Source organism: Anaerolineales bacterium (assembly GCA_015075625.1).
Lineage (GTDB): Bacteria > Chloroflexota > Anaerolineae > Aggregatilineales > UBA2796 > UBA2796.
The window spans coordinates 226167-251740 of sequence record JABTTZ010000001.1; the positions used below are offsets into that span (position 1 = coordinate 226167).

The following is a 25574-nucleotide window of genomic DNA, read 5'->3' on the forward strand; positions in this document are numbered from 1 at the left end:
CGCTAGGTTCTGTTGACGTTTTTAGTTCAGAACCCCTAACCACCCTGCCTCCGTAGACAGGGAAAGGGGGAGAGAGTCCCTCTCTCTGTTTACGAGGTAGGGGTTAGGGGTTCCAAGCCTCGAAGGGGTGGATGCTTTCAGCCCGCCGCGAAAGCGGCGGACGCTCACGCACGGCGCTGGGCGCAATGCTTGCGCCCAGCGCTGTCAACAGAACCTAGTTTTCGTGGATCGAACTCAGCCACGTTATACTAAACACCATCTCATTTTTTCATTGCCTGTTGTGATTTATCATGCGGATACCACAGAAAATTACCCGTCTATGAGCGATCTTAAAGTCCTTATCTCTGCCACCAGCCGCGATCTTGCCGATCACCGAAAAACCGTTGTAGAGGCGATTGAACGTTTGGGTATGATGCCCCTTTTCGCTGACCTTGAAGGGAGCAAGAACGCCGTCGCCGACGCCTACGCGCAGGTGGATGAGGCGGATATTTATGTTGGCATTATCGGGGTGCGCTATGGCTTTGTCCCGCGCCAGAACAACACTGCCGAACGCTCTGTTGGGGAGTTGCAATACCGCCGTGCCGCCGGGCGTGGGATTCCCATGCTGGTCTTTCTCAGCTATGACGACGCCACAACGACAGTCAAAACGGGGGAGTTGGAAGCAATCAGCGCCTCGGCTGCCCGCTTTCGCCGCCGTCTACAGGCATTCCGCACCGAGATCATGACAGCCGCTCATGGCATCTCACGCTTTCACTCTGTGCGCGATGTTGCCGAGGCAGTCATCCCCCTTTTGGAAAAGGGACGGGAGATTGCCCTTCTAAAAAAAGCCACAATGAGTCCCCTGATGGGCGGGTATATCTCCCCAGAAGAAACCCATACCAAGCCGCTCCTCTTACATTTGCGGGCGGTTATGTCCGAAGAGACACCCAACGCCGCCTCCGCCATTCGTAAGCCAGAGATCGACCCAGGCAAGGAAATGCTCCCCCCCTCAGAACTCGTTAGCGTCCCCCTGATTACTGCCACCGAACCCCCGGCACAGCCCCCCCCGCCAGAGGTTAGCATCACCAGTCCAACAGAGGACGATTCAACGCCACAGCCCTACGATCTGACGGCACTGCTCACCCCGATGGGCTGCCATCCAGCAGCAAGCACTGCCATTCCCAAACTTCCTACGCCCTTTCTTCCCCATGCCTATGCGGAGACGGGGGCATTCTTTGGTCGGGAATCAGCCGCCGCCGCCTTGAATGAATGGGCGCTCTCGCCCAATCACCCCATGTTGGTCTTAACGGGGAGCGGCGGGATGGGCAAAACGGTTACGGCTTGGCGGGTTTGCCAATGGGCAGCAACCTCGGCACATTTTGTGGGGGTCATTTGGTGGCGCGTTTCCGAATCGGATGGATCGTTGGCAAACTTCATCCGGCGCACACTGGCGTATATCACCGAACAGCCGCTTGAGGTGGTGAACCAAATGAGCGCCGCTGAGCGGGAAAAAGCCCTGCTTGCCGCCCTGAAAAAGCGCTCATTATTGCTTGTTTTGGATGGGGTGGAACGCTGGTTAAGCGCCTACTTCAAATTGGATGCGGCGTACTTCACCGAGGCGCAAAAAAATCAGATCGATGGCACACCGATTGATTCTCCGCTGTGGGCAACAAGCGATCCGGCGATTGGGTTTTTCCTAGCGCAGCTTGCTCTTTGCGCCCCTTCAAAAGTGCTGATCACCTCACGGATGATGGTCAAAACCCTTGCTCCACTGCCCAATGTGCGCGAATTAAAATTAGAGGGCTTGAAACCCGACGATGGGGCAACCTTCCTTGATTTTGTGGGAGTGAAGGGCGGCGATGGTATAGAGGTGTCACGCGCTTTGGGGGGAAATCCCCTTATGCTGCGCCTTGTTGCCGGGCAGATCATCCATGATCTCAATGGCGATCTTGCTCTTTGGCAAAGCCGTTACGGGGTCTATTTGACGAATTTGGAGATGACAGCCCGCCGCCCCGTCATTTTGGAGCAGATCACCCGTGAGTTGCCCGCTGACGAAAAAGCCGTCCTTCAACAGATGAGCGTTTTTCGTACCCCCGTTCATTTTGCGGCAATCTACACCGCCTCGCCCTTTGCTCCCCCGCCGCCGCCCAAGATGAATGCCCCTCGCCGTTGGCAGGCAGATTATGCCGAGGCAAAGACCATTTGGGATGCCAACCAAGAAAAACTCCGTCTGCGCGAAGCAGAGTTAGAGACGACGATGCCCCGCCTGATTGCTGCCCTGCGGGGGTTGGCGCAGCGGCGGCTTCTGACATGGAACACCCTCACCAACCGCCTTGAACTTCATCCCATCGTGCGTGGAGAGGTCTTTGGGTGGCTCTCTCTAGAGGAACGGGCGCTGGCGTTTGAACGGGCGATACTCTATTACGAGCGCCTGCCGGTTGAAGGAACGATGCGCGATATTAGCGATCTGCACCCCGCCTTAGAAATCTACAATGCCTTGATCAACACCGGGCGCTTAGATGCCGCCGCCGAACGCTATCGGGCGAATCTGGGCAAGGCGATGATCGTCCAACTGACCTCGCCCTACCAAACGATTGAACTCTTGCGCCCGCTGTTCCCTGAGGGCTTCCGCAAACTTCCGGCGTTGAAAGCCGGCAAAGATCGAGGCTATTTCACGAACGAGATGGCGCTTATGTTTGGCTATATCGGGCAGACGAGCGATGCACTGGCACTGCTTGGCTTGACCATTGGCACATTCTTAGAAGAACACGACGCACCCAGTCTAAACGCGGCACTGATCCATTATGCCGGGCTTCTCCGTGACGAACACCGCATGGCGGCAAAAGTCCATACCTTTGAACTCGCCCGCGATCTCTCCGAGGCGTTGGGGGATATGGAAACCCTCGCCATCAGTCACCTCTTTTTGCTCAAGAGCTATGTCGATAATGGGCAGTGGGAGAGCGCCGAGGCAAGCTACCGCGCCTTTAACGATATTCCCGCTCAACACCGCAGCCCCGGACGCCAAGCGACGGCTGAGCGTGTCTATGCGAAGATGTTGATCTGCAAAGGGGAAGACGCCACCATGGCGCTCAGCTTGGCGTGGGAACTTGCCATGCAGAGCAAATCGATCACCGAGCAGCGGGCGATTCACGCCCTTTGGGGGGAATCGGCATTGCAGCAGGGACGCCCCGACGCCGCCGAACGATTTTTCCGCGCCGCATTAGAACTCTCCCCCCATCCGGGCGGGTCGGCAGCAATTTACCTCGGCGGGTTGGCACGGGCGCTGGCAGACTTACGCCGCTTTGACGAGGCGCGGGCGGCGCTGGCGCGGGGGGCAACGCCTTCTACCGCCGCCCATGCGCTGATCGCCCTCGGAGAAAAAGAAAAGGCACGCCTCGCCGCCTTAGAGGGCTACCGCAGCGCATGGGCAGATGGTGTTCCCTTTACCTTTTGGTGGGAGCTAGACCTCTCGCGCAAGGCGCTGGCAAAGCTCGATATGGCAGAGCCACACTTACCGCCCTTTGATCCGCTCTCTGTCGCGCCGATTCCCCATGAGGATGGGATTCGGCTGTTTGTCGATACATTGCGGGCAAGCAGAGCAGGATCAGCATCCTAACCACACAAACCATAGACAACATACCGGAGTCACATGTATATCCTCGGAATCAATGCCTTTCATGGTGGGGCGTCTGCTTGCCTTATCAAGGACGGGCAGCTTATCGCTGCTGCTGAAGAAGAACGTTTCAACCGCATCAAATATTGGGCGGGCTTTCCCGTTGAGGCAATTCGCTACGTTCTCACTGAAGGGGGCATCACCCCCGCCGATCTTGATCATGTGGGGATTTCCCGCAAACCTAACGCCCGTCTGTTCAAAATGGCGCTCTATGCCTTCCGCCGCCGCCCTAGCCTGAACCTCGTCACGGATCGGCTGCGAAATGTCCTCAAGGTCACCTCCCTCAAGGCAGTCTTTGCCGAACATGTGGGGGTCAGCCAAGAGTCACTCCACGCTGAGTTTCACAATGTGGAGCATCACCGGGCACACATGGCGTCGGCGTTCTTCGTCTCCCCCTTTGACGATGCGGCGATCCTCAGCATTGACGGCGCGGGCGATTTCGTCACGACGATGTGGGGGACGGGGAAGGGAAACAGCCTAGAGGTGGCGGGGGAAATTAACTTTCCTCACTCGCTCGGCATTTTTTATACGGCGATCAGCCAATGGCTTGGCTTCCAAAAATACGGCGATGAAGGTAAGGTCATGGGCTTAGCCCCCTATGGCAACCCAGATCGTTACCTAAACGCGATGCGCAAACTCGTCCGGCTGCACCGCGATGGGACGTTCGACCTCGATCTGGATTACTTCATCCACCATGCTGAAGGGGCGGCAATGACGTGGGCGAGCGGCGAACCCACCATCGGGATGATGTTCTCGCCCAAGCTGATCGACCTGCTTGGCGAGCCGCGTGTGCCACGTTCGGAGATCACCCAGAACCATCACGATGTGGCGGCGGCGCTCCAACTCATGCTGGAGGAGGCAGAGTTTGCCATCGTCCGCAAGCTGGCACAGGAGACGGGCAAGAAGGCGCTCTGCATGGCGGGCGGCGTGGCGCTGAACAGTGCCTTCAACGGAAAAATTCTCCCCCAGACTGAATTCACCGATATTTCCATCCATCCGGCGGCGGGCGACGCGGGGACATCCCTCGGCGTCTGTTACTACATTTACCATCAGCTTTTGGGCAAGCCACGTACCTTCGTCATGCACAACGCCTACACCGGATCGCGCTACGACAACGGGGCGATTCAGGCGGTATTGGATGGGAAAAGCGTGAAGTACGAGGTCTTGGAGGAAAGCGCCCTTGTCAAGCGGGCGGCGGAGATCGTCGCTGAGGGAAACGTTATGGGCTGGTTTCAGGGACGAATGGAGTGGGGTCCGCGGGCGTTGGGTGCGCGGAGCATCATTGCTGACCCCCGCCGGACGGACATGAAGGACATCCTGAACGCCCGCATCAAGCACCGTGAGGCGTTCCGTCCCTTTGCCCCCTCCATTCTCTTGGAACGCACAGGCGAGTATTTCGACCAAGACTACCCCGATCCGTTTATGATCAAGGTCTATGGTGTGCGCCCTGAAAAGCAGGCGGAAATCCCCGCCGTAACGCACGTAGACGGCACAGGGCGCTTGCAGACGGTGGAACAGACGTATACCCCGCTCTACCATGCGCTAATCCACGCCTTTGGGGAGCGGACGGGGACGCCCGTCGTGCTGAATACCTCGTTCAATGAAAATGAACCCATCGTTCGCACGCCGAAGGAGGCGCTCGATTGCTTCCTGCGGACGCGGATGGACGCGCTGGTGATGGGGAACTATGTGGTGGTGAAGTAGGGGCGCTCTACCCCACAGGTAATTTTGTAGCCTTTGTCCTTTGTGGCAAGATAGGTCACCCTTCTATACCATAGAGATAATCCAGAACGCCCGCTGTTCGCATCCACACGGGGCATAAGGTACGCGCCCCTACAGGGCTAGGGGCGGGGCGTCCGCGTTGGGGGCGGCGGGGTAGTGATGCTCCCCACCGACGTACTTGTTTTCGAGGGCGTCAGCGTCCGCGACGGGGTAAACGTCACGGTGATTGTCGGTGTCACGCTAGGTGTAATTGTCGGTGAGGGCGTCCGCGTTGGGCTTGGGCTAGGCGTCACCGTCCGGCTGGGTGTCAGGCTGGAGGTGGGCGTTGGGCTGAAGGTGCGCGTTGGCGTTGGCGTGCGTGAGGGGGTGAATGTCCGGCTCGGCGTGATCGTTGGCGAAGGCGTCACCGTTGCTGTGTGTGTCGCCGTCGGGGTGAAGGTGTGTGTCGGCGTATTCGTCGGCGTGAAGGTCGGCGTCGCCGTTGGGGTGAAGGACGCCGTGTGCATCGCCGTTGCGGTGAAGGTTACCGTCGGGGTCGCCGTGAAGGTAGGAGTGTGCGTGGGGGTGAAGGTTGCCGTGAAGGTGGGCGTAAACGTTGGGGTAAACGTCGGCGTATAGGTGGGTGTGGGGGGAGGGGTGATTGTTGGTGTGGGTGTGGGCGTCGGTGGCACTTCGCCCTCGCCGGCTAGAATAACATCCATCGGGGCAAACCCTTCGCACTGCACCCCATCGACGCGAATCCACTGTTCGCCGTTGTTTGCCGAGTTTACCCGCAGCCAACCGCCCGTCGGGTCGCGTCGATCCGGGGAGAGCGCCGCCCCCACACCCACCTTTTGAATGGTGGGGTAAATCGTGTCGGGCCCGCGGTAGGTGTCTACTTCTGCCGTTGTTCGGCAGATGGGATCGCTGAGCGGAACGGTGTACGCTTGGCGCACCTCAACATCATCATCACCGAGGGCAACAATGCTGACTTCTAAGGGCGTCAGCGCCGTTCCCCCAAAGGTGGCGCTGTCTTTTGCCTTGTAAACACCCGTCTCAGCCGTCCCAGTGAAGGCATTCACCCCCTCAACACGGACGCTCTTGGCGCTGCTCACCTCCCACGAAAGGCGAACCTCCCCGCGCACAAAACGAATCAGGGTGGCGGGTTGGGCAGCGACACTCGTGATCTGAGCGGCGCGGGGGCGGGTGAGCAGGGCAAGGATAATCACCGCCAATGCCGTGATCAGCAGCCCGCCGAGGATTAATGGCGCAGTTGCCGTCCGCCCTTTGACAAACACACCGGGAACACTGGCAATAAATTTAGAGACATCTCCCGCTTGGGCAACAACGGCAAAGGGAGTCTCTGCCTCAAGGCGCTTCCCCCGTACCGCTTGGGCGGTCACCGTAAGTTGGCGACGCTCACCGGGAGGGAGCGTTATGGTCGATGTTCCGCCAAAGTTCAGCGCAACCCCCCCATTGGGAGATTCAGCACGCAAGGAAATCGTCAGCGCAGCGCTGCCTTGATTGTGCAGGTAGAGGGTGAAGGGTTTGTTTTTCTCCACCCGGAAGGGGTTCAACGCCATGCCAAAGCCGCTGTAGGCAAGCATCTTCAAAACCATCGTCGCCTGAAGGGGTGGCGCGTCTCCGGCTGCCTTCGAGCGCACCGAGATGGTCACCGGATACTCGCCTGGGGTGCTGTCTGGGCGGCGTGCCGGCTTGATGTTCATCGTTACAATCGTCTGATTCGAGGGCGGAATTTCGAGTTCCGTCCGGTCAAGGCTGTACCACTCGCGGGAGATGCCCACCACCTCCACGATATAGCGATCCACCTCGAAGCCGTTATTTTTGATCGTCAGCGATGCCTGCACCCGCGCCCCGGGCGTCACGGGCATCCCCGGACCATCAAGGGTAATGACATAATTTTGTCCGGCGATTTCGCTCTGTTCCGTCTTTGGCTGAATCGGCTGAGTGGTGCTATCGGCTTGAGGCGTCAGCGGCTGAAAAATGGCGCGAATGTCGCCAATCTGGATTTCCTCACCGCCACGCAGATGAAATGGTTCATTCGCTTTCAGCCGAACGCCGTCCACATAAGTCCCATTCACCGATTCGAGATCGCGCAGATAAACCTGATTGTTCTCATAGGTCAGGCTGATGTGATAGCGAGAGATCGAGGTCGCATCCAGCATAATATCGTTGCCGGATGAGCGCCCCACCGCAATGGAGGCTTTCTCAAGCTGGTAATTCTCCGAGGGACCATCAGGCCAGAAAATATCGAGCCTACCGTATGCCGCCATGCGTTATGTTCCTCCCCTTCGCGGTAGGAAGTGTAGCACGGGGGTGAGATTCGGGCAATTCGGGTGAGATTGCTATCCGCGCCCACCACTCCGCTGGGTGTTTGCTCATGACGAAAAATATCCCAATGCCAACATGATCCGCGTTTCCACATCCTTAGGGGCGTCACGCGGAATGGCTTGCAGCGCCGTCTGTGCTTCAACGATGCTGTAGCCAAGCGAGGTGAGCGCGGCGATCACATCGGCGTCTGTGTCGCTGATCGCCGCAAGCTGTTCGGTGTAGCTGGCAGGGCGGAGCTTCCCCTTCAGTTCAAAAACGATCTTCTCCGCCGTCTTCTTTCCAATCCCCGGCACGCGGGTCAGAATCCCCGCTTCCTCACGGGTCACGGCGCTTCGCAGTTGCTCCATCGAGAGTGTGCCGAGGATCGCTATCGCCGTCCGTGCGCCGACCCCACTGACAGAGAGAAGCACCTCAAACAGCGCCCGTTCTTCCTCAGCAATAAAACCATAGAGCGAGAGATCATCCTCTCGTACAATCAGATGGGTAAACAGCGTCACCACCTCCCCCGTCCCGTGAACGGTTTCAAGGACGGTCTTGGGGACGCGGATACTCAGCCCCACTCCCCCTACCATGACGACGATCACCCCATCGCCCAGTTTTGCTACCTGCCCAATCACGCGGTCAATCATGTACGCACCTCTGGCAACATTCTACCCCGCCTACCCCTTTCTTTTGGGATTCTGACCAAAGTGCAGCCCAAAGAGGAAGCAATTTGACCTTTCTGTTCGTAGAACAACTTGCTTGTGCTATAATTCACCAAATTGGCTACTGCTCGTCACTGGAGTTTGCCCACTATGCGTAATTTCCAAACTCTGGACACCTCGCACAACAGCACGGATAACGTGGAATTCTTTACGAAGGCAGCGGATGATGATCAACCCCGCCTTGCGCTTCGCCGTGAGGGGATTTATATCACAATCTCCGCCAGCTATGGTCCGATGGAAGTCGCTTTGCGCCCTCGCTACGAAGAATTCGTTCGGGCGCTCTCAAAATTGAGTGTGGTTGAAGGACTGCACACCACCCGGCAAGTTGGCACGGGGCAGGCACACCTTGCTCTTGGTCTCACCGCAGAGGATGATCTTCTCCTCCGTCTGACGATTGTCGCTGACGCCACAGGGCATATCAGCCTGAATCTCCGCCTAACGAAACCAGCGCGGGATACGCTCTACAGTTGGCTAAATGTCCCTGTCAACGGCAGCAAAGCAGGGTAAAACACTCGTTATTGTAGGGCGCTCTTAAGAGTGTCCCTACAATCCCCGCTTTCGATGTGCCATTCCCCGCAACGATTCGTTACAATTTCTCTTATGCCTATTTTCAAAATTCGGTCACCCCGCATTAAAAAGTAAAAGGATTCCTCATGAGCGACACCAACCACACATTGCGCGAACGGGCAATGAAAGCCCTTAGCACCGTTATCGAGCCAGAACTGCACAAAGATATTGTCAGCCTAAATATGGTGCGCAACCTAGAGATCAGAGATGGCATTGCCCATTTTACGATCATGCTGACAACGCCTGCCTGTCCGTTGAAGGATGTCATGTATAAAGCCTCCGAAGTTGCTCTTAAAAAAGTCCCCGGCATCAGCGGCTTAGAGGTGAAATGGGACGCCGAAGTGCCGAAAGATAAGCGCGTTCACGGTTTGATCCCCATGCGCAATGTGATTGCTGTTGGCAGTGGCAAAGGGGGCGTCGGCAAAACAACCGTCAGTGTCAACCTTGCCGTTTCGTTGGCAAAGGAAGGGGCGCGGGTCGGCTTGATGGATGCCGATATTCTGACGCCCAACGTCCCCATTATGTTGGGGCTGACCTCTGGGCGTCCGATGGTGCAGGATGGAAAAATCCTCCCCTTCGATGTCTATGGCATCAAGGCGATCAGCATGGGCTTCATGATTGAGCCGGAAAAAGCGATGGTATGGCGCGGACCGATGCTTAACAGCGCCATTCGCCAATTCTTTAACGACGTTCTATGGGGCGATGATATTGATTATATGATTGTCGATTTGCCCCCCGGCACGGGCGATGCCCCGCTCAGCTTGGCGCAGGCTGTCCCCCTGACGGGCGCGGTAATCGTCTCCCAACCGCAGGATGTGGCGACGGGCGATGCCGTCCGCAGCATCAGCATGTACGAGCAGCTAAACGTACCCATCCTCGGCATTATAGAGAATATGGCGGGCGATCTCTTTGGATCAGGCGGCGGCGAGGCGCTGGCAAAACGGAAAAACCTCCCCTTCTTGGGGCGTGTTCCTCTCGATGTAGAGGTGCGGAAAGGGGGTGATTTAGGGCGTCCGGTGGTCGTCTCTCACCCTGATTCGGCAAGTGCGCAAGCGTTCCGCGATATTGCCCGCGCCACCGCTGCGCGGATCAGCGTCCAGCAGATGCTCCATGCCGATGTGATTCCCTTGAATATCATCGGCTAATTGCCGCTACAGGGCGTGTGAGGGGCGCTGCCCCTCACAACCCTTATAGGACTTACGCAGTTGAATGTGTTTCCCCTGTATTCATTGAAAGGGGGAGTTTGAGGGGAAGCCCCTCAAAAAGATGATTCCCCCCTCTTCCCACGAGGGGATTTGAGTGGGCGACAGCAGCTTTTTCGCTTATCCCCTATGACCCGCCTTCGGTGTGTACCTGCTCCGCCCTCATGCGGGCAAAGGGGGAATCGAGACTGTGAAGATAACCCTCTCACACGATCCACTCTGGGGGTGTAGGGAACACCCCCACAAAACAATCCCCCTTCTCTCCCACATCGTGGGAGAGAAGGGGGCAGGGGGATGAGAGGACTATTGCCATCGTTTATGAGCTAGTGTCGTCCCTCACCCCACGCAGTGGGAGAAGGAGCTAGGGGGTGAGGGCAGCTGCATAACTCCTACCTTATTTTCCCTTCCCCCTCTCAAGTTGCTCACTCTGGGAAGATTTTGCCCGGATTTAAAATCCCGTTCGGATCAAGCACATCTTTGATCTGTTTCATCACCGCCAATGCCCCACCGTGTTGTTCGACCATGAATTGGCGTTTGCCAATCCCAACGCCATGCTCGCCCGTCGCCGTCCCCTCCAGCGCCAGCGCCCGCCGCACAATGAGGGCGTTCGCTTCCTCTACGCGGGCATAATCATCGGCGTTCTCTGCATGATGAACAATATTGATGTGGAGGTTGCCATCTCCGGCATGACCAAATTTGTACCCAATCAATCCATACTCTTGAATGGTTTTCTCCGCATACGCCACCAATTCAGGGTAGCGCGAAATCGGCACGCAGACATCCAATATCTTCTGAGCAAGGTTGGGGTGCAGACGCAGCAGTGACTCATAGGTATGGTGGCGAATCTCCCACAGTTTGTTGCGTTCTGTTGTCCCTTGCGCACTGGTGAACTGCTGTGCGCCGTTCGCTTTGCAAATCTCCAGTGCGGTAATCAACCCTTCGGTGTCATCGCCACCAATGAACTCCATGATTACCATTGGGGCAATGGCATAATTTAAGCCTTTGTCTTGGTTCAGCGCCGCCACCGTCTCTGAATCCAAAAATTCGAGGGCAGAGGGTTCTAAGCCCGCCCCGACAATTTCCACCACCGTTTGGATCGCCGCGCCAACATTGCTGAAAGACGCCATGACCGCGCTGTAATCTGCCGGAATAGGAAAGAGCTTCAGCGTTGCCGCCGTAATCAACCCCAGTGTCCCTTCCGAGCCAACAAAAAGGTGGAGCAAGTCGTAGCCGCTGGAATCCTTCCGGGCGCGGCTGCCCACATGAATCACCTCCCCATCCGCCTTGACCACCTCCAAGCGCAGAACGTTATCCTTTGTCGCCCCATATTTAATGGTCTTAATCCCGCTGGCATTGTTGGCGATCATCCCCCCAATGGTGGCGTTGGCGCCCGGCTCAGGGGTAAAAAATAAGCCATGTTGGGCAAGACTTTTGTTTAACTCAAGGCGGGTGATCCCCGGCTGCACATCCACCTGAAAATCGTCCGGGCGGATGGTGATTATCTGATTCATCCGCCCAAAGTTGATCAAAATGCCGCCACAGACGGGGATCGAATTCCCCTCAAGGCTTGTTCCCGCCCCCCACGCCGTAACCGCTAAGCGCTGGGCGTTTGCATAGGCGGCAATCTGGCTGACTTCCTCTGTTGTGGCTGGCGAAAGAACGATCTCTGGGGTGTGCCGAGGGTGAAAGGACTGATCGCGGGCATGAAGGGTACGATCCGCCTGCCGTGTACTGGCATATTCTGCCCCAACAAATGCCGTTAGCACACTGATGTGTTCAGTCGTCAGGCGAGAAAAGGTTGGCATGGATTGGTTTTCCCTCGAGCGGTGGAGAAACCCCATCCTCACTCTTTTCACCAAACTAAAAAGAGAGAGGAATGGGAGAATTCCGTTTATCCCTTAATCGATTCGTATACCTTTTGAGTTGCTTTAGAGGGGGCTAGTTTGAGGTTCTTATCCAGTATGGTACTCAGGACTCTGAATTGGGTAAGAGCTTGCTCACGCTCGCCACGTTCATTATAGAATTTCATCAGATCGCGGTGAATATCTTCCCGCTCTGGCACTTCCTGCAACGCTCGCAAGTAAACACTGATTGCCTGATCTTTATCCCCGTGTTCCGCATAGGCACGCCCTAAGCCAATGAGCGCATCGGCATACAAGCCACGCAGCACCTCACGGCGTTTGATCATCCAAGGCATGTCATATCTATTGAGGTAGTGTGAACGGTACAGACGAATCGCGGGATACCAGGCTTCGGGGTCAGAGGAGGCGTTCAGTTTGTTCGTTTCGACTGTTTTCTCAAAGGTTGCCACATCATAATGAACCACCATTTGATCGGATGGTCGATAAAACCCACTACTGTACGCCGTTAATTCATAGCCGAGGCGCTCACTTATTTTTCGTTTTGTAACATGGAATACATTGGTAGCTTCTTTCACTGGCAGTGTGGGCCAGAATGTTTCAAAAACACTCCCCCTTGTAACAAGAGGATTATCTATGAAGTAATGAAAAAGGTTTCTTGGCAGCGGTCCATCCCATGTATTCATGGGTAATCCATTTACAAAGACAGACCCACCAGCCAGCGAATAAACTTCCAAATGAGGTTGATTGAGCGTCTTTGGGGCGAAGATTCTTCCCGCCAACTCATCACCTATCACAAGGACATGGTTGGAGGCAACCAGCGGCATCCATGTGGCATAAGCGATATGCCGCCCATTCACAATCAATTGTGTTCCTTGGGGAAGGTTTGGCACAAAATAATGGAAAAACGCCGTGACATCCTCATCAAAGGGCAGAAAGTCCAGATTATCAAGGATAATCCGGCGCGGTTTCGGTTTAGCCTTCCCTAGATCGGCTATCAAGCTTTCGGCAATTGTTTGTGGGGCGGTTCGGGCTGATTCTGCGGCTTGGATGGCTTGTGTGCCAAAGCGTGGTGAATAGGTCTGGCACGCCTCACTAAAACCTTTTACAAAACTAGAGAGCGTGCTGTGTTCACTATCAAGGGCAACGTAGTAGGTTGCCACATCGGAGTTCATAATCGCCGCGAGAATAAGATTCTTATTCCGTATACGGGGGGCGATGAAGGCAGCCTTATAGTCATCTAGGTTATCGAGAATTGATCGTAAATAGGTGTCATTGGGAGGAATGGTATACATGAGTAGCTTCCTTTAGGGATTAAAAGGGTATTTGTGTGCTTTGGTTAGACGATATGACGACGAATTTCGTCCGGGCATTCTGTGCGGGAGACGGTCATTTCTTCTTTGGTGGCGAGGTTTTTTAGTTTGACCATCCCTCCGTTTAGCTCGCTGCTGCCCATGAGCGCCACAAGGGGAATCCCTTTTTTCGCCGCATAGGTGAACTGGTCGCCTAGTTTTGCCTTGCCGCCAAGGTAGAGTTCGACACGCAATCCAGCACGGCGCAGTTCCATGGCAAGTGCCGCTGACTCTCTACGGGTGTCGGGAAACACAGCCACCATGACCTGCACAATGGTGCTGTTCAGGTGCGCTGGATACAAATTGCGTTTATCCATGAGGTAAATGAGGCGTTCAATGCCGAGGCTGATTCCCACTGTGGGGAGCGATTCCTTGCGAAACAAACCAATCAAATCATCGTACCGACCTCCACCACTCACACTTCCTACACGTTCTTCGCTATCGCCCGACATGAGAACAGTTTCACAAATGGTCGAGGTGTAATAGCTTAAGCCCCGTACCATAGACGGATCAAACTCCACAACGGCATCGGCAGCGCCTGTTGTTTGCAACAGTTCAAACAGCGTTGTAAGGTCTGCCAACCCTTCCTCGGCGCTTGGATACCCCGCCAGTTGTTCGCGGAGCGCAGCGATTTTCCGCAAGCCAATACCAATCCCAAGCAGTTCACCCGGACGGGCTTCCTTCAAGATGGCGATGATTTTCGCGGCAACCTCTGCCGAAATGCCTTGTTTTAAGAGATCTGCCTGAACGCCCTCCAGCCCAATTTTGTCGGCTTTATCGATAGATCGATACAAATTGGCGAGGGCGTCGCCCTCTAAGCCAGCGTAGTGACCTATCCCTGTGAGAAGTTTCCGATTATTTATTTTGATTGCATAATCGGGAAATCCCAAGCGAGACATCGCCATATCAACAATACCGATAATTTCCGCATCGGCATCCATCGTCCCTATGCCAACAATGTCAGCATCACATTGGAGGAACTCCCGATACCTTCCCCGTTGAGGCGTTTCGCCACGCCAGACGGGGGCGATTTGGTAACGCCGGAAGGGAAGGCGTAAATCGTTCTCGTGTTGGGCAAAGGCACGGGCAAGTGGTACGGTTAGATCGTAACGAAGGGCAAGTTCTTCCTCGCCACCGGGGTGCCCGGCGTAGTAAATCAATCGTTCGGCGTCTGCCCCGTACTTCCCCTGAAGAACCTCTTTGAGTTCCATGACGGGGGTCTGAAAAGGTTCATAGCCAAACGATTCAAAAACAGCGGCAATTGTTGAGATAACATACTGTCGCCGTATCATTTGTAAGGGTAAAAAATCACGCATTCCTGAAGGAAGGCGAGCGGTGATCCGTTGCACTTATCTAGACCTGCTCTTTGCTGAATATCAGACATCTCTCTATCATGGTAGAGGTTATGTAATACATTCTAGCAGAGATTTTCTAAATTGGACACGCGAACTTAACAAAGGTTTATAAAGGACTTCGATGGAAACTAGTTAACCTCATACAAGTAGGACTTACGCAGGTGAACGTGTTTACCTTGTATTCATCGAAAGGGGAAGTTTGAGAGGGAAGCCCCCTCAAAAATGGATTCCCCCTTCTCCCACTGGAAGAGCAGGTACACGCCGAAGGCGGGTCGCAGGGGGATGAGGGCACGTGCGTAACTCCTCAAGTCATGAATGTAAGCGCCTACCCACTCTCGTTTAGGGTCGTTATCGTAGCGCTCGAAACGCTGCATGAACAGGACGTGTCGTGTGACCGAAGTAACCCGTCTCCGTTTACGGATTACCTTCCATAAGGAAGGTGCGCTCAAGTATATTGGGCATTTAGATTTAGCGAAAATTTGGGAGCGCGTCCTACGGCGGGCGCAAATCCACCTTGCCTATTCACAAGGGTTTAATGCCCGTCCCAAGATGCAGTTTGCCTCCCCACTGTCATTGGGCTGCACCAGTGAAGCAGAACTGATCGATGTCTGGTTAGAGGGGGGTAGCCTCACCCCAGAGGAAATCACCGCCATTGCCCAGAAATTGGCTACCGTTAGCCCTGTTGGGTTGGTCATTCGCCGCACCGAAAGCGTCCCAGAGCGAACGCCAGCGCTCCCTACACTGGTGCGACGGGCGCATTACACGGCAACCCTCGAAGCACCGCAGCCCGATCTTACTTTGCGAGTTAGCACGCTCATGGCGCAACCCACCATCCTCCGCACTCGGAAGGAAAAGACTTATGATCTGCGCCCCTTGATTGTTGCCCTTCACGCCGTCGATGATCGCCACCTGACGATGATCTTGGCGGCGCAGGAACACGCCGGCGTCGGGCGTCCTGATGAGGTGTTGGAAGCGTTGGGGTTTGATCCGTTGTCGGCAGCGCTGCACCGCACGGCATTGGAACTGGACACCAGCCTTACCACCCTCAGCCCCTCTCCGGCGTTAGAGCAAGAATGATCAGCGCGTCCCGTTGATCGCCCGCCACACCTTTTCTGGGGTGAACGGAATATCATGAATCCACACCCCCACTGCGTCACGAATCGCGCTTGCCAATGCCGGAGCAACGCCATCTTTGGGGATTTCCGCCACCGCCTTCGCCCCATACGGACCCGTCGGCTCGTAGGTTTCCACAAAGATCACGCGGGTATCGGGCATTTCGTCTGCCTGGTATACGTGATAATCCCCAAAGCGTGTCGCCAGCGGGACGCCCTTTCCGTCGTAGATCATTTCTTCGCAATGCCCGTAGCCAAGCGCCTGTGTCATGCCCCCTTCCACCTGCCCGGCAGCGGTGATCGGGTTGATGGCGATCCCACAATCAACGGCAAAGACAAGCTGCGTCACCGTCACTTGCCCCGTTCGGGTGTCCACCTCGACCTCGACAAACTGGGCGGCAAAGGGCGGCGGCGAGGCATACGACATATGGCTTGCCGTCCCCATGATCTGGTGCTGCTCATCCTGATGAAGCGAGCGCAAGGCAACCTGTTCCAGCGTCACGCTTGAGCCACCCGGCGCATAGACGCGCTCATCCGCCAACCACAGTGACTCTGGATCGGCGGCGTTGAGCATCTTTGCCGCTACCTTTTGAATTTGCCCCCGAACCTGTTCCGCCGCCCGCATTGCCGCCCCACCGCTGATGTAGGTCGTGCTGCTGGCATATGCCCCCGTATCAAAAGGCGTCATGTCCGTATCACTCGAATACATAATCACCTTGCTGAGTGGGACGCCCAATGTCTCAGCGACGATCTGGGCGATCACCGTGTCCGACCCCGTGCCGAGATCGGTTGCTCCCACAAGGACATTGAACGATCCATCATCGTTCATCTTGATGCTCGCCGCGCCCATATCCAGTCCGGCAATCGCCGTCCCATGCATACAGACTGCCATCCCCACCCCGCGCTTGATCGCCCCCTCACCCGGGTTGCGGCGTTTGGCGTGCCAGTCAATCGCCTTTGCTCCCAAATTGACACATTCCGCTAATGCCGAGGTGAGGACGGTCTGGGCAAACCCTTCGCGTCCCTCGCCAAGCGCCTGCGCCAAAAGCAGCGGATCGCCCACCCGCACCCAATTCTTCGCTTTGAATTCAAGGACATCCATCCCCAACCGTTCGGCAATCTGCTCCATGTGAATTTCGAGGGCAAAGAGGGACTGCGGCGCACCATAGCCGCGATATGCCCCAGGCGTGGGGATGTTCGTGTAGACGACATCACATTCAAATTTTAGGTAGGGCGCTTTGTAGGTGGAAAGCCCCCGCAGCCCGGAGACAGTCTGTACAGTCAGCCCGTGCGTCCCATACGCCCCCGTATTCCCCAAGATGTAAAGTTCCTGACCGGTCAGCAGCCCATCTTTCGTCACCCCCGATTTGTAGCGGAGGATTTGCGGGTGGCGGCTGCGAGCGCTGGTGAATTCTTGGGCGCGGCTGTATTCAAAGCGCACCGGACGCCCCGTTGCCAGCGTCAGATGGGCGCATAGGTCTTCGATCAGCATCTCTTGCTTGCCGCCAAACCCCCCCCCAATACGCGGCTTGATCACCCGAATACGGGCGACGGGCAAGCCAATCAGCGGGGCAACCATCCGCCGCACATGAAAGGGAACTTGCGTACTCGTGCGGATCACCAAGCGTTCGTCCTCGTCCCAATAGGTGATGCAAATATGCGGCTCAATCGAACTCTGCTGCACCTGATGAACGCGGTATTCCCCTTCCAGAATGTAATCGGCGGCAGCCCATGCGCTTGGCTCATCACCGACAACGGCATGAACCTGACATACGAGATTCCGTGCGGCGTCTTTGATCCCAATCGCGTCCGGCTCGTCATGGATCAGCGGCGCTCCTACCCGGAAGGACTCTTCGGGGTCAAAGACCGCTGGCAGAACTTCCCATTCCACCTCAATGGCGTCAAGTGCCTGCTGGCATAATTCCGGCGACTCGGCGGCGACCACTGCCACCCGATCCCCAACATGCCGCACCTTGTGATCCAAACTGACCTGATCATAGGGAGGCGGGTTGGGGTAGCTCTGTCCGCCGCTGGCATAAATGACTCGCCGCACGTCTTTGTAGGTGAGGACGGCATGAACGCCGGGAATCGCTTTCGCCTTGCTTGTCTCAATATGAGTGATGCGGGCGTGCGCGTGCGGGCTGGTCAGCAGCGCCCCATAGAGCATCCCGCGCATCTCTACATCGTCGGTAAAGACAGGGCGCCCCATCGCCAATTTCACCCCATCGACCTTCGGTTCCGGTTTCCCGACAATGCTCGTTGGTTTTCCCTCTGCCGGAGCGACAACAATCGGTTTGATGCGGGTTTGCAGGTCGCCTCCCCCCTCGAACCCCTCACCAGAGGGGATATCGCCGGCGCGGGGAGTGAACAACCCAGGCGGTGCACTGAACACGCGATCCACATCCACTTCGTCATTTACAGGTGGGACGCTCTCACCGCGCATGGTAGCAGCAGCCCGCAGGATTGCCTGAACGGGCTTGACATACCCCGTACAGCGGCACAGCACACCGGCAATCGCCTCGCGCACCTCGCCCTCATTGGGCGTTCGGTTTTCTTGCAAAAGAGCATGGGCGCAAAGGATTTGGGCAGGGGTGCAGTACCCACATTGGATCGCCCCCGTCTCGACAAACGCCTCGTGGAGGGGTGTCATCTCGCTACCCTTCACCCCGAACGATTCAAGAGTCGTGATCCGTTTTCCGGCGGCAGCGGCGGCAAGGGTGATGCAGGTGGGCGTTGGCTTGCCCTCAATGAGGACGACGCACGCCCCACACTCGCCTGTCTCGCAGCCGTGTTTGACACTGTAGAGCGGCTGGCGGCGAAGGGCGCTGAGCAGCGTCTCGTTGGGTTGGACTCGCCAAGTGACCGCTTCGTTATTCAGGGTAAGGTGAATTTCAGCCATACATCCCCCTACTTCTACACTTCCACGCCCAGCATGAGCAGTTTATCAGCTTGTCACAGTATATCAAGGCACGATCTAAGGTATAGCTGCGGGCAGGCCTCATTGTGTTGTACGATAAACAGACAGATAAAACGCACCCTAATCCCAGAAAAATACTCCATCCTCACTATTTAGCCGTAGAGAGCAGTGTGCCGTGTATTCTGTCTCTCCAACGCCAAATCTTGAACTATCCCCCCCCGCATTTACCCTCGATCAGCCGGCAGTCACCCTGCTGGCGTCGCCGTTGGCGTCACGAGAGGCGTTGTCGTAGGGAGGAGCGTCCCCGGCGTCTTGGTAGCCGCTGTCGGTAAAAATTTAACGCTATCCAAAATGGCTTGGAGCGCGGCACGGGCGTCATTGTACGCTGTGATCGGCTCAATGTAGGCATAAAAGAGGTAGCTTCGCCCATACTGGCTGACGCCGACGAACCAGCCTGCCGTCTCTGGCTCACCCTGACACTGGCTGACGTTGAAGAACGTCCCCACCCCCTCCACCCCGCCCACCTTGAACGTCCGCTGCCCGGACGTGCCAACGTTGCAGGTAATATCAACAAGCGTCCCTTGCAAAAGCCGTAAGCCATCTGACCAAAGCATCTCGTTACGGAGCGTCTCTGGGGCGGCGCTGGTGGGGTCGCCCGTGCGGGGGGGGGCGGCAATCTGCGGGAAGCCCCACAGGACGACAATCGTCCCCGTCCCGTTTGCCAGCACGCCACGATAAATGGCAACATTCATCCGCACCTCATCAAGGGCAGTGCGAATGGGGACGCGCCCATAGGCGGCTTGCCACCCCTCAGGGAGCGTCAGCGTCAGTTGCGGAGCGCCGCCCGCTTCCACCGGCACAACGGTGGGGGCGGCGGTGGGGGCGGGTGTGGTGGGAATTGCCAAAAGGGGCGAGGTCGGTGTTGGCGCTTGAGCGGTTAGTGCGCTGTGCGGGGTCAGGACGAATACCGCTACGCAGAGGGCAAGGCTTGTGAATAAGGTTAGGCGTTTGATCAGGTGGTTCATAGCGGGAAAGTATATCCCAGATGATGATCTCTACCGCATTTTCCACATTTCACCTTGAAGACTGGCACATTTTCAGTTACGATTCCCCGACGCACCGAACACAGCGCGTCGCCTTGCGGCGCTCAAGCCCGACTTTAGAAGGATGCCCGACTCATGAAAGTCATTTTGACCCAATATGTCTATAAGCACGGCGTCGCTGGCGAGATCGTCAACGTTGCCGATGGCTTTGCCCGCAACTGGCTGATCCCGCGCAAGCTTGCCCTTCCGGCGACGAAAGCGAACATCGAGAAAATGGCGGAACTTCGTGCCAAAGCCCTTGAAAACCGCGCTGTAATCAGCCAACAGATCAACGAAGCCTCGGCAAAGATGAACGGTTTAGAGATCGTTTTTGGAATGCGTGCCGGCACAAACAACAAGCTCTACGGCTCAATCACCAGCCAGATGATCAAGGAAAAGATTCAAGAACTGAGCGGGGTCGATATTAACCGTCGCCGCATCAGTGACCGCAACATCCGCGAACTGGGGCGGTTCGATGTCCCCGTGCGGATGGGCGATGTCTCGCCAGTGGTTCATGTGACGGTGGTGCGCGAAGAAGAACTGAATGACTTCATCGCTCGCCGTAAGGCAGAAGCCGCCGCCGCCACCGAAAGTGCGGAAGCGCCCGCCGAGGACGGCGAAGCGGCTGCCCAATAACACCCCGATCATGCGAATGACCTGAACGCGGAGGGAGAGTCTCGCCCACCATGTCCGATATTCTCAGCATCGGCACGGAACTCAAAATTGCACGGGAAGGGCGTACCCTCTCACTCCGTCAGGTTGAGCAGAAGATTCATATTCGTGCCAAATTTTTGGAGGCGTTGGAGAACGGTCAGCTTGACCTGCTGCCAGCGTCCGTCCAAACGCGGGGCTTCCTCCGCAGCTACGCAAAGTTCCTCGGCTATGATGGCGATCTGTTCGTCCAGCGTTGGGATGAAGCGGTCATGGGGCAATCCCGCCGCCGCCGCGCTGTGCGCGTCGATACGGGCTACACCCCCGCCCTCCCCCCACAGCGCACGGGGGCAACCGGCGCGATCCGCGTCACGGGCAGCTATGCCGCTTACGGCAGCACAGAGAAACCACGCCGCAGCCTTCTTGTGCTGGTGGGAATCGGGCTGATTGCCGCCGCCTTGTTTGGGGGTATTGTCGTTGCCGCCGTCCTTGCCCTAAATAACGCCAACCGCCCCGATGCGGGCATTTTGGGGCAAGTGCCAACGCTCCCGCCCACCCCGACGCTCACCCCTGACCCCATCACCCTGACGCCTCAACCGCCTACCCCCACCCCCGCCCCCGACGCCCCGCCGATCAAAGGGGCAACCTTTGAGGATGTCTCGCTTCAGTTGACGATCCTCGCCCGAACGTGGCTGCGGGTGACAGTCGATGGGGTGGTTGTTTATCAGGGGATGCCCGCCCCGAATACCGTGCTGCAATACAAAGGGCGAACCGTGACCATTCGGGCGGCAAATGCCATTGGCTTACGCGCCGTCGTCAATGGGCAAGACCTTGGTATTTTGGGCGTGCGCGGGCAGATTGTAGAGGAAACCTTCACCCCCAACGCCCCGCTTGGCGAAGCGCCGCCAGCCCTCCCCACTTCAGTCGCGCCCGCCACGCCAGCAGGGACACCCACCTTTGACCCCGCAGCGCGGGGGTAGGGAAACGATCCTAAGTATCACCACATTGAAAAAGCGGGGTAGACACAGACACCCACAGACAGCCCCACCCCCTAACCCCCTCAACCCTAAATGGCGGGGGGGATTGGGGTTCTTCTAGAAATCACTCTGCCATCCTACCTAATTCGGCAGCCCGTAGAAACACGATGTGCCGTAACTGCGCCCCATCTCCACCCGAAAATCGGCGGTTGCGTTCGGATCGGGCTGATCGATGACGAGTTCCTTTGAGACACGCAGCGCCTTACGGAGCGCCTCCAAACTTTGCGGCTTCGCCCCGCCGGTGTAGTCAAAAATCACTGTGTCGCTGCGGTTGGCAAAGCCTTCCGATCCCAACATCCGTACCCGAAACCCCTCCCACGAGAGACGATCCGCCGCCACTTGATCGTAGCCCTTGTAAGCTAACCCGGCGGCAATCTCCACAACGGGGCTTTCGCCGCTCATGCGGTTGCGCGGCGGGAGAATCAAGTTTTGGATGATCGTGTGGATCGCCTCTTGGTTGGGAATCCACGCGAAGGAGCCTTCGCCTGTGGTATACCATTCTGTCATATGGACATTCTGGACGAGGGAGAGGCGCTGCACGTTTGCCGGATCGATGGAGAGCGCCAAAGGGACAAGTCCGAGGATGTCGCCAGCGGTCATATCCGTATCAAGGATGTTCAGCAGTTCGGGCAAGAGGACGGTTGCCTGTTCTACCAAGCCCGTTGTCCGCGCCTGCCGCCAGATCGCCCGCAACACCTCCATCTGCCGCCGCCCTCGGTCAATATCGCTGCTGCTGCCCCGCGCCCGAACATACCACAGCGCCATGTAGGGATCAAGCGTGTGCATCCCGATATTGAGCGTATAGACCTCGTAGCTTTCGGGGAGGGTGTAATCGAGTTCGGGCGATTTCAGGCGGTTGCCCTGTACAGCACAATCGACGGAGATGTTCAGCCCGCCGAGTTTGAAGATGAGCGCTTGAAACTTCACAAAGTCCACGCGGGCGTAAAAATCGATACGCAGCCCAAAGTTATAGCGCATCGTCTCTTTCATCATCTTGATTCCTTCGCCCGCCCCAAAGCGCCGGTTGCCCTCGTTGACAATCGTATTGATTTTGCGCATCGTGTCGTTGGGGGCATAGACAAAGAGATCACGGGGGAAATGGAGCATCGAAACCGTCCCCGTTGTGCGGTTGACCGAGACGACGATGATTACATCCGTCCGCGCCACCGCCCCATCGGTGATTGTGTCACTCCCCAAAAGGAGGATGTTCAGCACATCGTCACCGCTGCCGACAGGCGTCGCTATCGGGTAGGGAATCGCCGTGACGGGCGTTAGGGCGGGGGTTTCATACGTCCCCATGATCACCAACGTTGGTTCGGGCGTCTTGGAGGGTGTTGGCGTCCGAGAGGGGGTGAACGTTTGTGAGGGGGTGAAGGTTGCCGTTGGGGTGGGGGTCAGCGTTGCCGTTGGGGGCAGCGGCGTTGGGCTAGGGCGTTTTGTGTTTGTGGGCGGCGGTGGCGGCAGGGTGTTCGTCCCCCCCGCTTGGGCGGCGGCGGTGGAAAGCGCGTTTGGCGTTAGGTGCGCTATAAACAGAGCGCTGAAAGCGAGGCACAGGGTTAAGCACAGGCTCAGCCTGAGCGCGGAACGGCGTCGGATGATCATCGAATGGTGTACTCTATCATTGACACGGTGGGCAGCAAAACGCGCCAAGTATACCAGATGGCGCAGCGGGGCGATCAACGATTGCCCTATGACGGACGCCTCCCTCCCCGCTCAAGATTAACATCCCCTCATTTGCCTGATCGTTCGTGCGCGGCTAAACTACAGACGTTCTCGTTGCGCGGACGACCCCCGGATAGCTCTCCGACTCGAATTTTCCCCGTGCAACCCATCAGGAGGAACAGAAACGTGAGCCAACGCGACACGTTCATGAAACGCACACTTTATACACTGCTTGCTAGTGTCCTCGTTGTGGGGGCGCTCCTCAGTGTCTCACCTAGTCAAGGACAAGGCGGTAATACGCGCAAGATTGCCATTGGCGATCAGGTGCGGGATACGCTGAACGCCCAAAATTTTGCCCGCATCTTCGCCTTTGATGGGCAGATCGGTCTCCCCGTGACGGTCACGGTGACGACAGATGCGGCGGGCTTGGGTCTGGCATTGATCCTGACCGACTCGGACGGAAACACCGTCGGACAGTCCGCGCCTGATACGGCGACGCCCGGCACGGTGAGCCTTTCCAACATCGTCCTCAACGATATACGTCCCTATTTCATCACCGTCTTACGGGCAAGCGGCGTAGAGGGGACGGCGGCGGGCGAATTTTTGCTCACCCTCAGCAGCGCTGCTGTCGATCCGGTGACGCCGACAACGGTTTCTTTGGCGCGGGGGCTGTCGATCACCCTTAGCTGGCAAACCACCGACGATCTCGATATTGAAGTGCGCGATCCGCTTGGCGGATCGGTCTATTTCAACAATACGAGTGTCCCCAGCGGCGGCACGCTGAGCGGCAATGCCAACAACGGCTGCACCCAGACGACGCGCAACCCCTCGGAAAGCGTCCGTTGGGCGGGGGGCAGTATTCCGGCGGGGAGCTATGAAGTCCTCGTCTACTTCAACCGCGCCTGCAACGAACCGGCGGCGCCCGCCACCTTCAGCGCGGTGGTGAACGTCGATGGGACAGCACTCCCCGCCGTTACCGGAACGTTGAACTTAAACGAACAATACGTCTTTAGTTTTGTCATTAGCTCGGCGGAACAATTTGCCCTCCGCGAAGGTGGCGCAAACCCGCTGCTGCTGAACCTGACGCCCTTTGCCAGCCGCTTGGCGAACCCCGCTGCGTTGGGGACGCGCACGAATGTGAGCGGGCGGATTGGGAACAGCAATCCCGTTGATGTCTGGTCGTTCAACGGCACTGCCGGACAGATTGTCACCATTCAGATGGATGCCATTCAGGGCGGCAGTTTGGATGCCCAGTTGATCCTTTTGGATGGGCAGGGGAATGTTGTCGCCTCCAACGATGACGCCTCCAACGTGACGCGCAACGCCGCCATTGTGAACAAGGCGCTTCCATCGACGGGGCTGTATGTCATTGTCGCCACCCGCTTTGGAAAGATCATCGGGGGGACGGAAGGCAACTATCAACTGGCGATCACGACGACAGGCGGCACGGTGGCAGGGGCAACCCCCGCTGTCTCGCCCACTCCGGGCGGGATCATCCTTCAGCCAACCCCAGTGGGCGGTGGGAGTGTTGGGCTGCCCGGCTTCCCAAGCGGCAGCATTACCGTCAGCCTGACGTGGAACAACCGCGCCGATGTGCGCCTCTTGATCCGCGATCCCTTGAATCGCTCCCTATTCTCTGATGTGCGCAACATCTCCGGGGGCGGTGTCTTGGAGCGAACGGATAACCTGAACTGCCAAAATTTGACGGCAGCGCCGACCACCTACGCCTATTTCCCGATTGACCCGCCCCTGATTGGGACGTATGAAGTGCAGGTGTGGATGAACAACCTCTGCAACGAGCCGACGCCGCCCACCTACACGTTGGTCGTTTCGGTGCGCGGGCAGGAAGTGATCCGCGAGACGAACCGTCCCGATCTGAACCGCAACATCACCGTGAACACCTTCTCGGTGGATTCGGCGGGGACGGCAACGGCGACGAAAGGCGGCATCTTTGCCCGCCAACTGGGGACGGACATTGGGGACATCAGCGGGCGCATTCCCGACGCACTAGCGTTAGTCTATGGTGGAACGTCTACCGGCGTGATCGATGTGACCTCGCCCTATGTCGTCTACACCTTCCAAGCGCGGGCGGGCGATCGGGTGCGGATCGCCATGCGCAGCATCAGCGGGACGCTTGATCCGTTCCTCTACTTGTTGGACAGCACCGGACTGCAATTGGCGCAAAACGACGATGTGCAGCCCGGACAAGACGCTAACTCGCGCATTGATGCGGTGATCCCCGCCGATGGTGGGTATATCGTTGTGGCATCGCGCTTTGGGGCTGTCTTTGGCGGCACAAGCGGGAGCTATGAAATCTCTCTATCACCATTGGGACGGTAGCAAGTCATCTTTGTCTTGGGGGCGCATAC

At 57.2% G+C, this 25574-nt stretch carries 16 protein-coding genes; 8 read left to right on the top strand and 8 right to left on the bottom strand.

What is annotated here, in order from left to right; genetic code table 11:
- Positions 1-319: 319 nt before the first annotated feature.
- Both HS103_01025 and HS103_01030 read left to right on the top strand, forming a co-directional pair.
- Positions 320-3595: a DUF4062 domain-containing protein gene (locus tag HS103_01025; protein ID MBE7511384.1), complete on the top strand. Its 3276-nt coding sequence runs from the start codon at positions 320-322 to the stop codon at positions 3593-3595.
- A gap of 33 nt (positions 3596-3628) precedes the next feature.
- Complete coding sequence (locus tag HS103_01030; GenBank protein ID MBE7511385.1) at positions 3629-5356, top strand: carbamoyltransferase; 1728 nt, start codon at positions 3629-3631, stop codon at positions 5354-5356.
- Between the two features lie 137 nt (positions 5357-5493).
- On the opposite strand, the gene HS103_01035 is transcribed toward HS103_01030, so the two are convergent.
- On the bottom strand, positions 5494-7647 hold the full coding sequence (locus tag HS103_01035) for an FHA domain-containing protein (protein MBE7511386.1): 2154 nt from the start codon (positions 7645-7647) through the stop codon (positions 5494-5496).
- A gap of 105 nt (positions 7648-7752) precedes the next feature.
- Positions 7753-8334, bottom strand: a complete 582-nt coding sequence (gene ruvA, locus HS103_01040) for a Holliday junction branch migration protein RuvA (protein ID MBE7511387.1) — start codon at positions 8332-8334, stop codon at positions 7753-7755.
- Positions 8335-8499: 165 nt separating this feature from the next.
- On the opposite strand from ruvA, the gene HS103_01045 reads away from it, so the two are divergent.
- Both HS103_01045 and HS103_01050 read left to right on the top strand, forming a co-directional pair.
- Positions 8500-8916, top strand: a complete 417-nt coding sequence (locus tag HS103_01045; GenBank protein ID MBE7511388.1) for a hypothetical protein — start codon at positions 8500-8502, stop codon at positions 8914-8916.
- 146 nt (positions 8917-9062) lie between these two features.
- The gene (locus HS103_01050; protein ID MBE7511389.1) at positions 9063-10121 is read left to right on the top strand and encodes an Mrp/NBP35 family ATP-binding protein; all 1059 of its coding nucleotides are present in this window, start codon (positions 9063-9065) and stop codon (positions 10119-10121) included.
- Between the two features lie 479 nt (positions 10122-10600).
- On the opposite strand, the gene HS103_01055 is transcribed toward HS103_01050, so the two are convergent.
- The 3 genes from HS103_01055 to hisS all read right to left on the bottom strand — a co-directional run bounded on the left by HS103_01055 (position 10601) and on the right by hisS (position 14738).
- The gene (locus HS103_01055) at positions 10601-11983 is read right to left on the bottom strand and encodes an FAD-binding oxidoreductase (GenBank protein MBE7511390.1); all 1383 of its coding nucleotides are present in this window, start codon (positions 11981-11983) and stop codon (positions 10601-10603) included.
- 86 nt (positions 11984-12069) lie between these two features.
- Positions 12070-13332 (bottom strand): hypothetical protein, encoded by a 1263-nt coding sequence (locus HS103_01060; protein ID MBE7511391.1) that lies wholly within the window; start codon positions 13330-13332, stop codon positions 12070-12072.
- A 44-nt stretch (positions 13333-13376) separates the two neighbouring features.
- Positions 13377-14738: a histidine--tRNA ligase gene (hisS, locus tag HS103_01065; GenBank protein MBE7511392.1), complete on the bottom strand. Its 1362-nt coding sequence runs from the start codon at positions 14736-14738 to the stop codon at positions 13377-13379.
- 396 nt (positions 14739-15134) lie between these two features.
- On the opposite strand from hisS, the gene HS103_01070 reads away from it, so the two are divergent.
- Positions 15135-15821, top strand: a complete 687-nt coding sequence (locus HS103_01070; protein MBE7511393.1) for a DUF2344 domain-containing protein — start codon at positions 15135-15137, stop codon at positions 15819-15821.
- Here the strand turns inward: HS103_01070 and HS103_01075 are convergent, their stop codons facing one another.
- Both HS103_01075 and HS103_01080 read right to left on the bottom strand, forming a co-directional pair.
- Complete coding sequence (locus HS103_01075) at positions 15822-18755, bottom strand: molybdopterin-dependent oxidoreductase (GenBank protein ID MBE7511394.1); 2934 nt, start codon at positions 18753-18755, stop codon at positions 15822-15824.
- Positions 18756-19018: 263 nt separating this feature from the next.
- Complete coding sequence (locus tag HS103_01080; GenBank protein MBE7511395.1) at positions 19019-19798, bottom strand: hypothetical protein; 780 nt, start codon at positions 19796-19798, stop codon at positions 19019-19021.
- A 153-nt stretch (positions 19799-19951) separates the two neighbouring features.
- Between HS103_01080 and rplI the strand changes: the two genes are divergently transcribed.
- Positions 19952-20491 (top strand): 50S ribosomal protein L9, encoded by a 540-nt coding sequence (gene rplI / locus HS103_01085; GenBank protein ID MBE7511396.1) that lies wholly within the window; start codon positions 19952-19954, stop codon positions 20489-20491.
- A 50-nt stretch (positions 20492-20541) separates the two neighbouring features.
- A complete protein-coding gene (locus tag HS103_01090) occupies positions 20542-21486 on the top strand; it encodes a DUF4115 domain-containing protein (protein ID MBE7511397.1) in 945 nt (314 codons plus the stop codon).
- 138 nt (positions 21487-21624) lie between these two features.
- Here HS103_01090 and HS103_01095 read toward each other — a convergent pair whose 3' ends face one another.
- On the bottom strand, positions 21625-23145 hold the full coding sequence (locus tag HS103_01095; protein MBE7511398.1) for an LCP family protein: 1521 nt from the start codon (positions 23143-23145) through the stop codon (positions 21625-21627).
- Between the two features lie 246 nt (positions 23146-23391).
- On the opposite strand from HS103_01095, the gene HS103_01100 reads away from it, so the two are divergent.
- On the top strand, positions 23392-25545 hold the full coding sequence (locus HS103_01100; protein ID MBE7511399.1) for a pre-peptidase C-terminal domain-containing protein: 2154 nt from the start codon (positions 23392-23394) through the stop codon (positions 25543-25545).
- Positions 25546-25574: the final 29 nt, after the last annotated feature.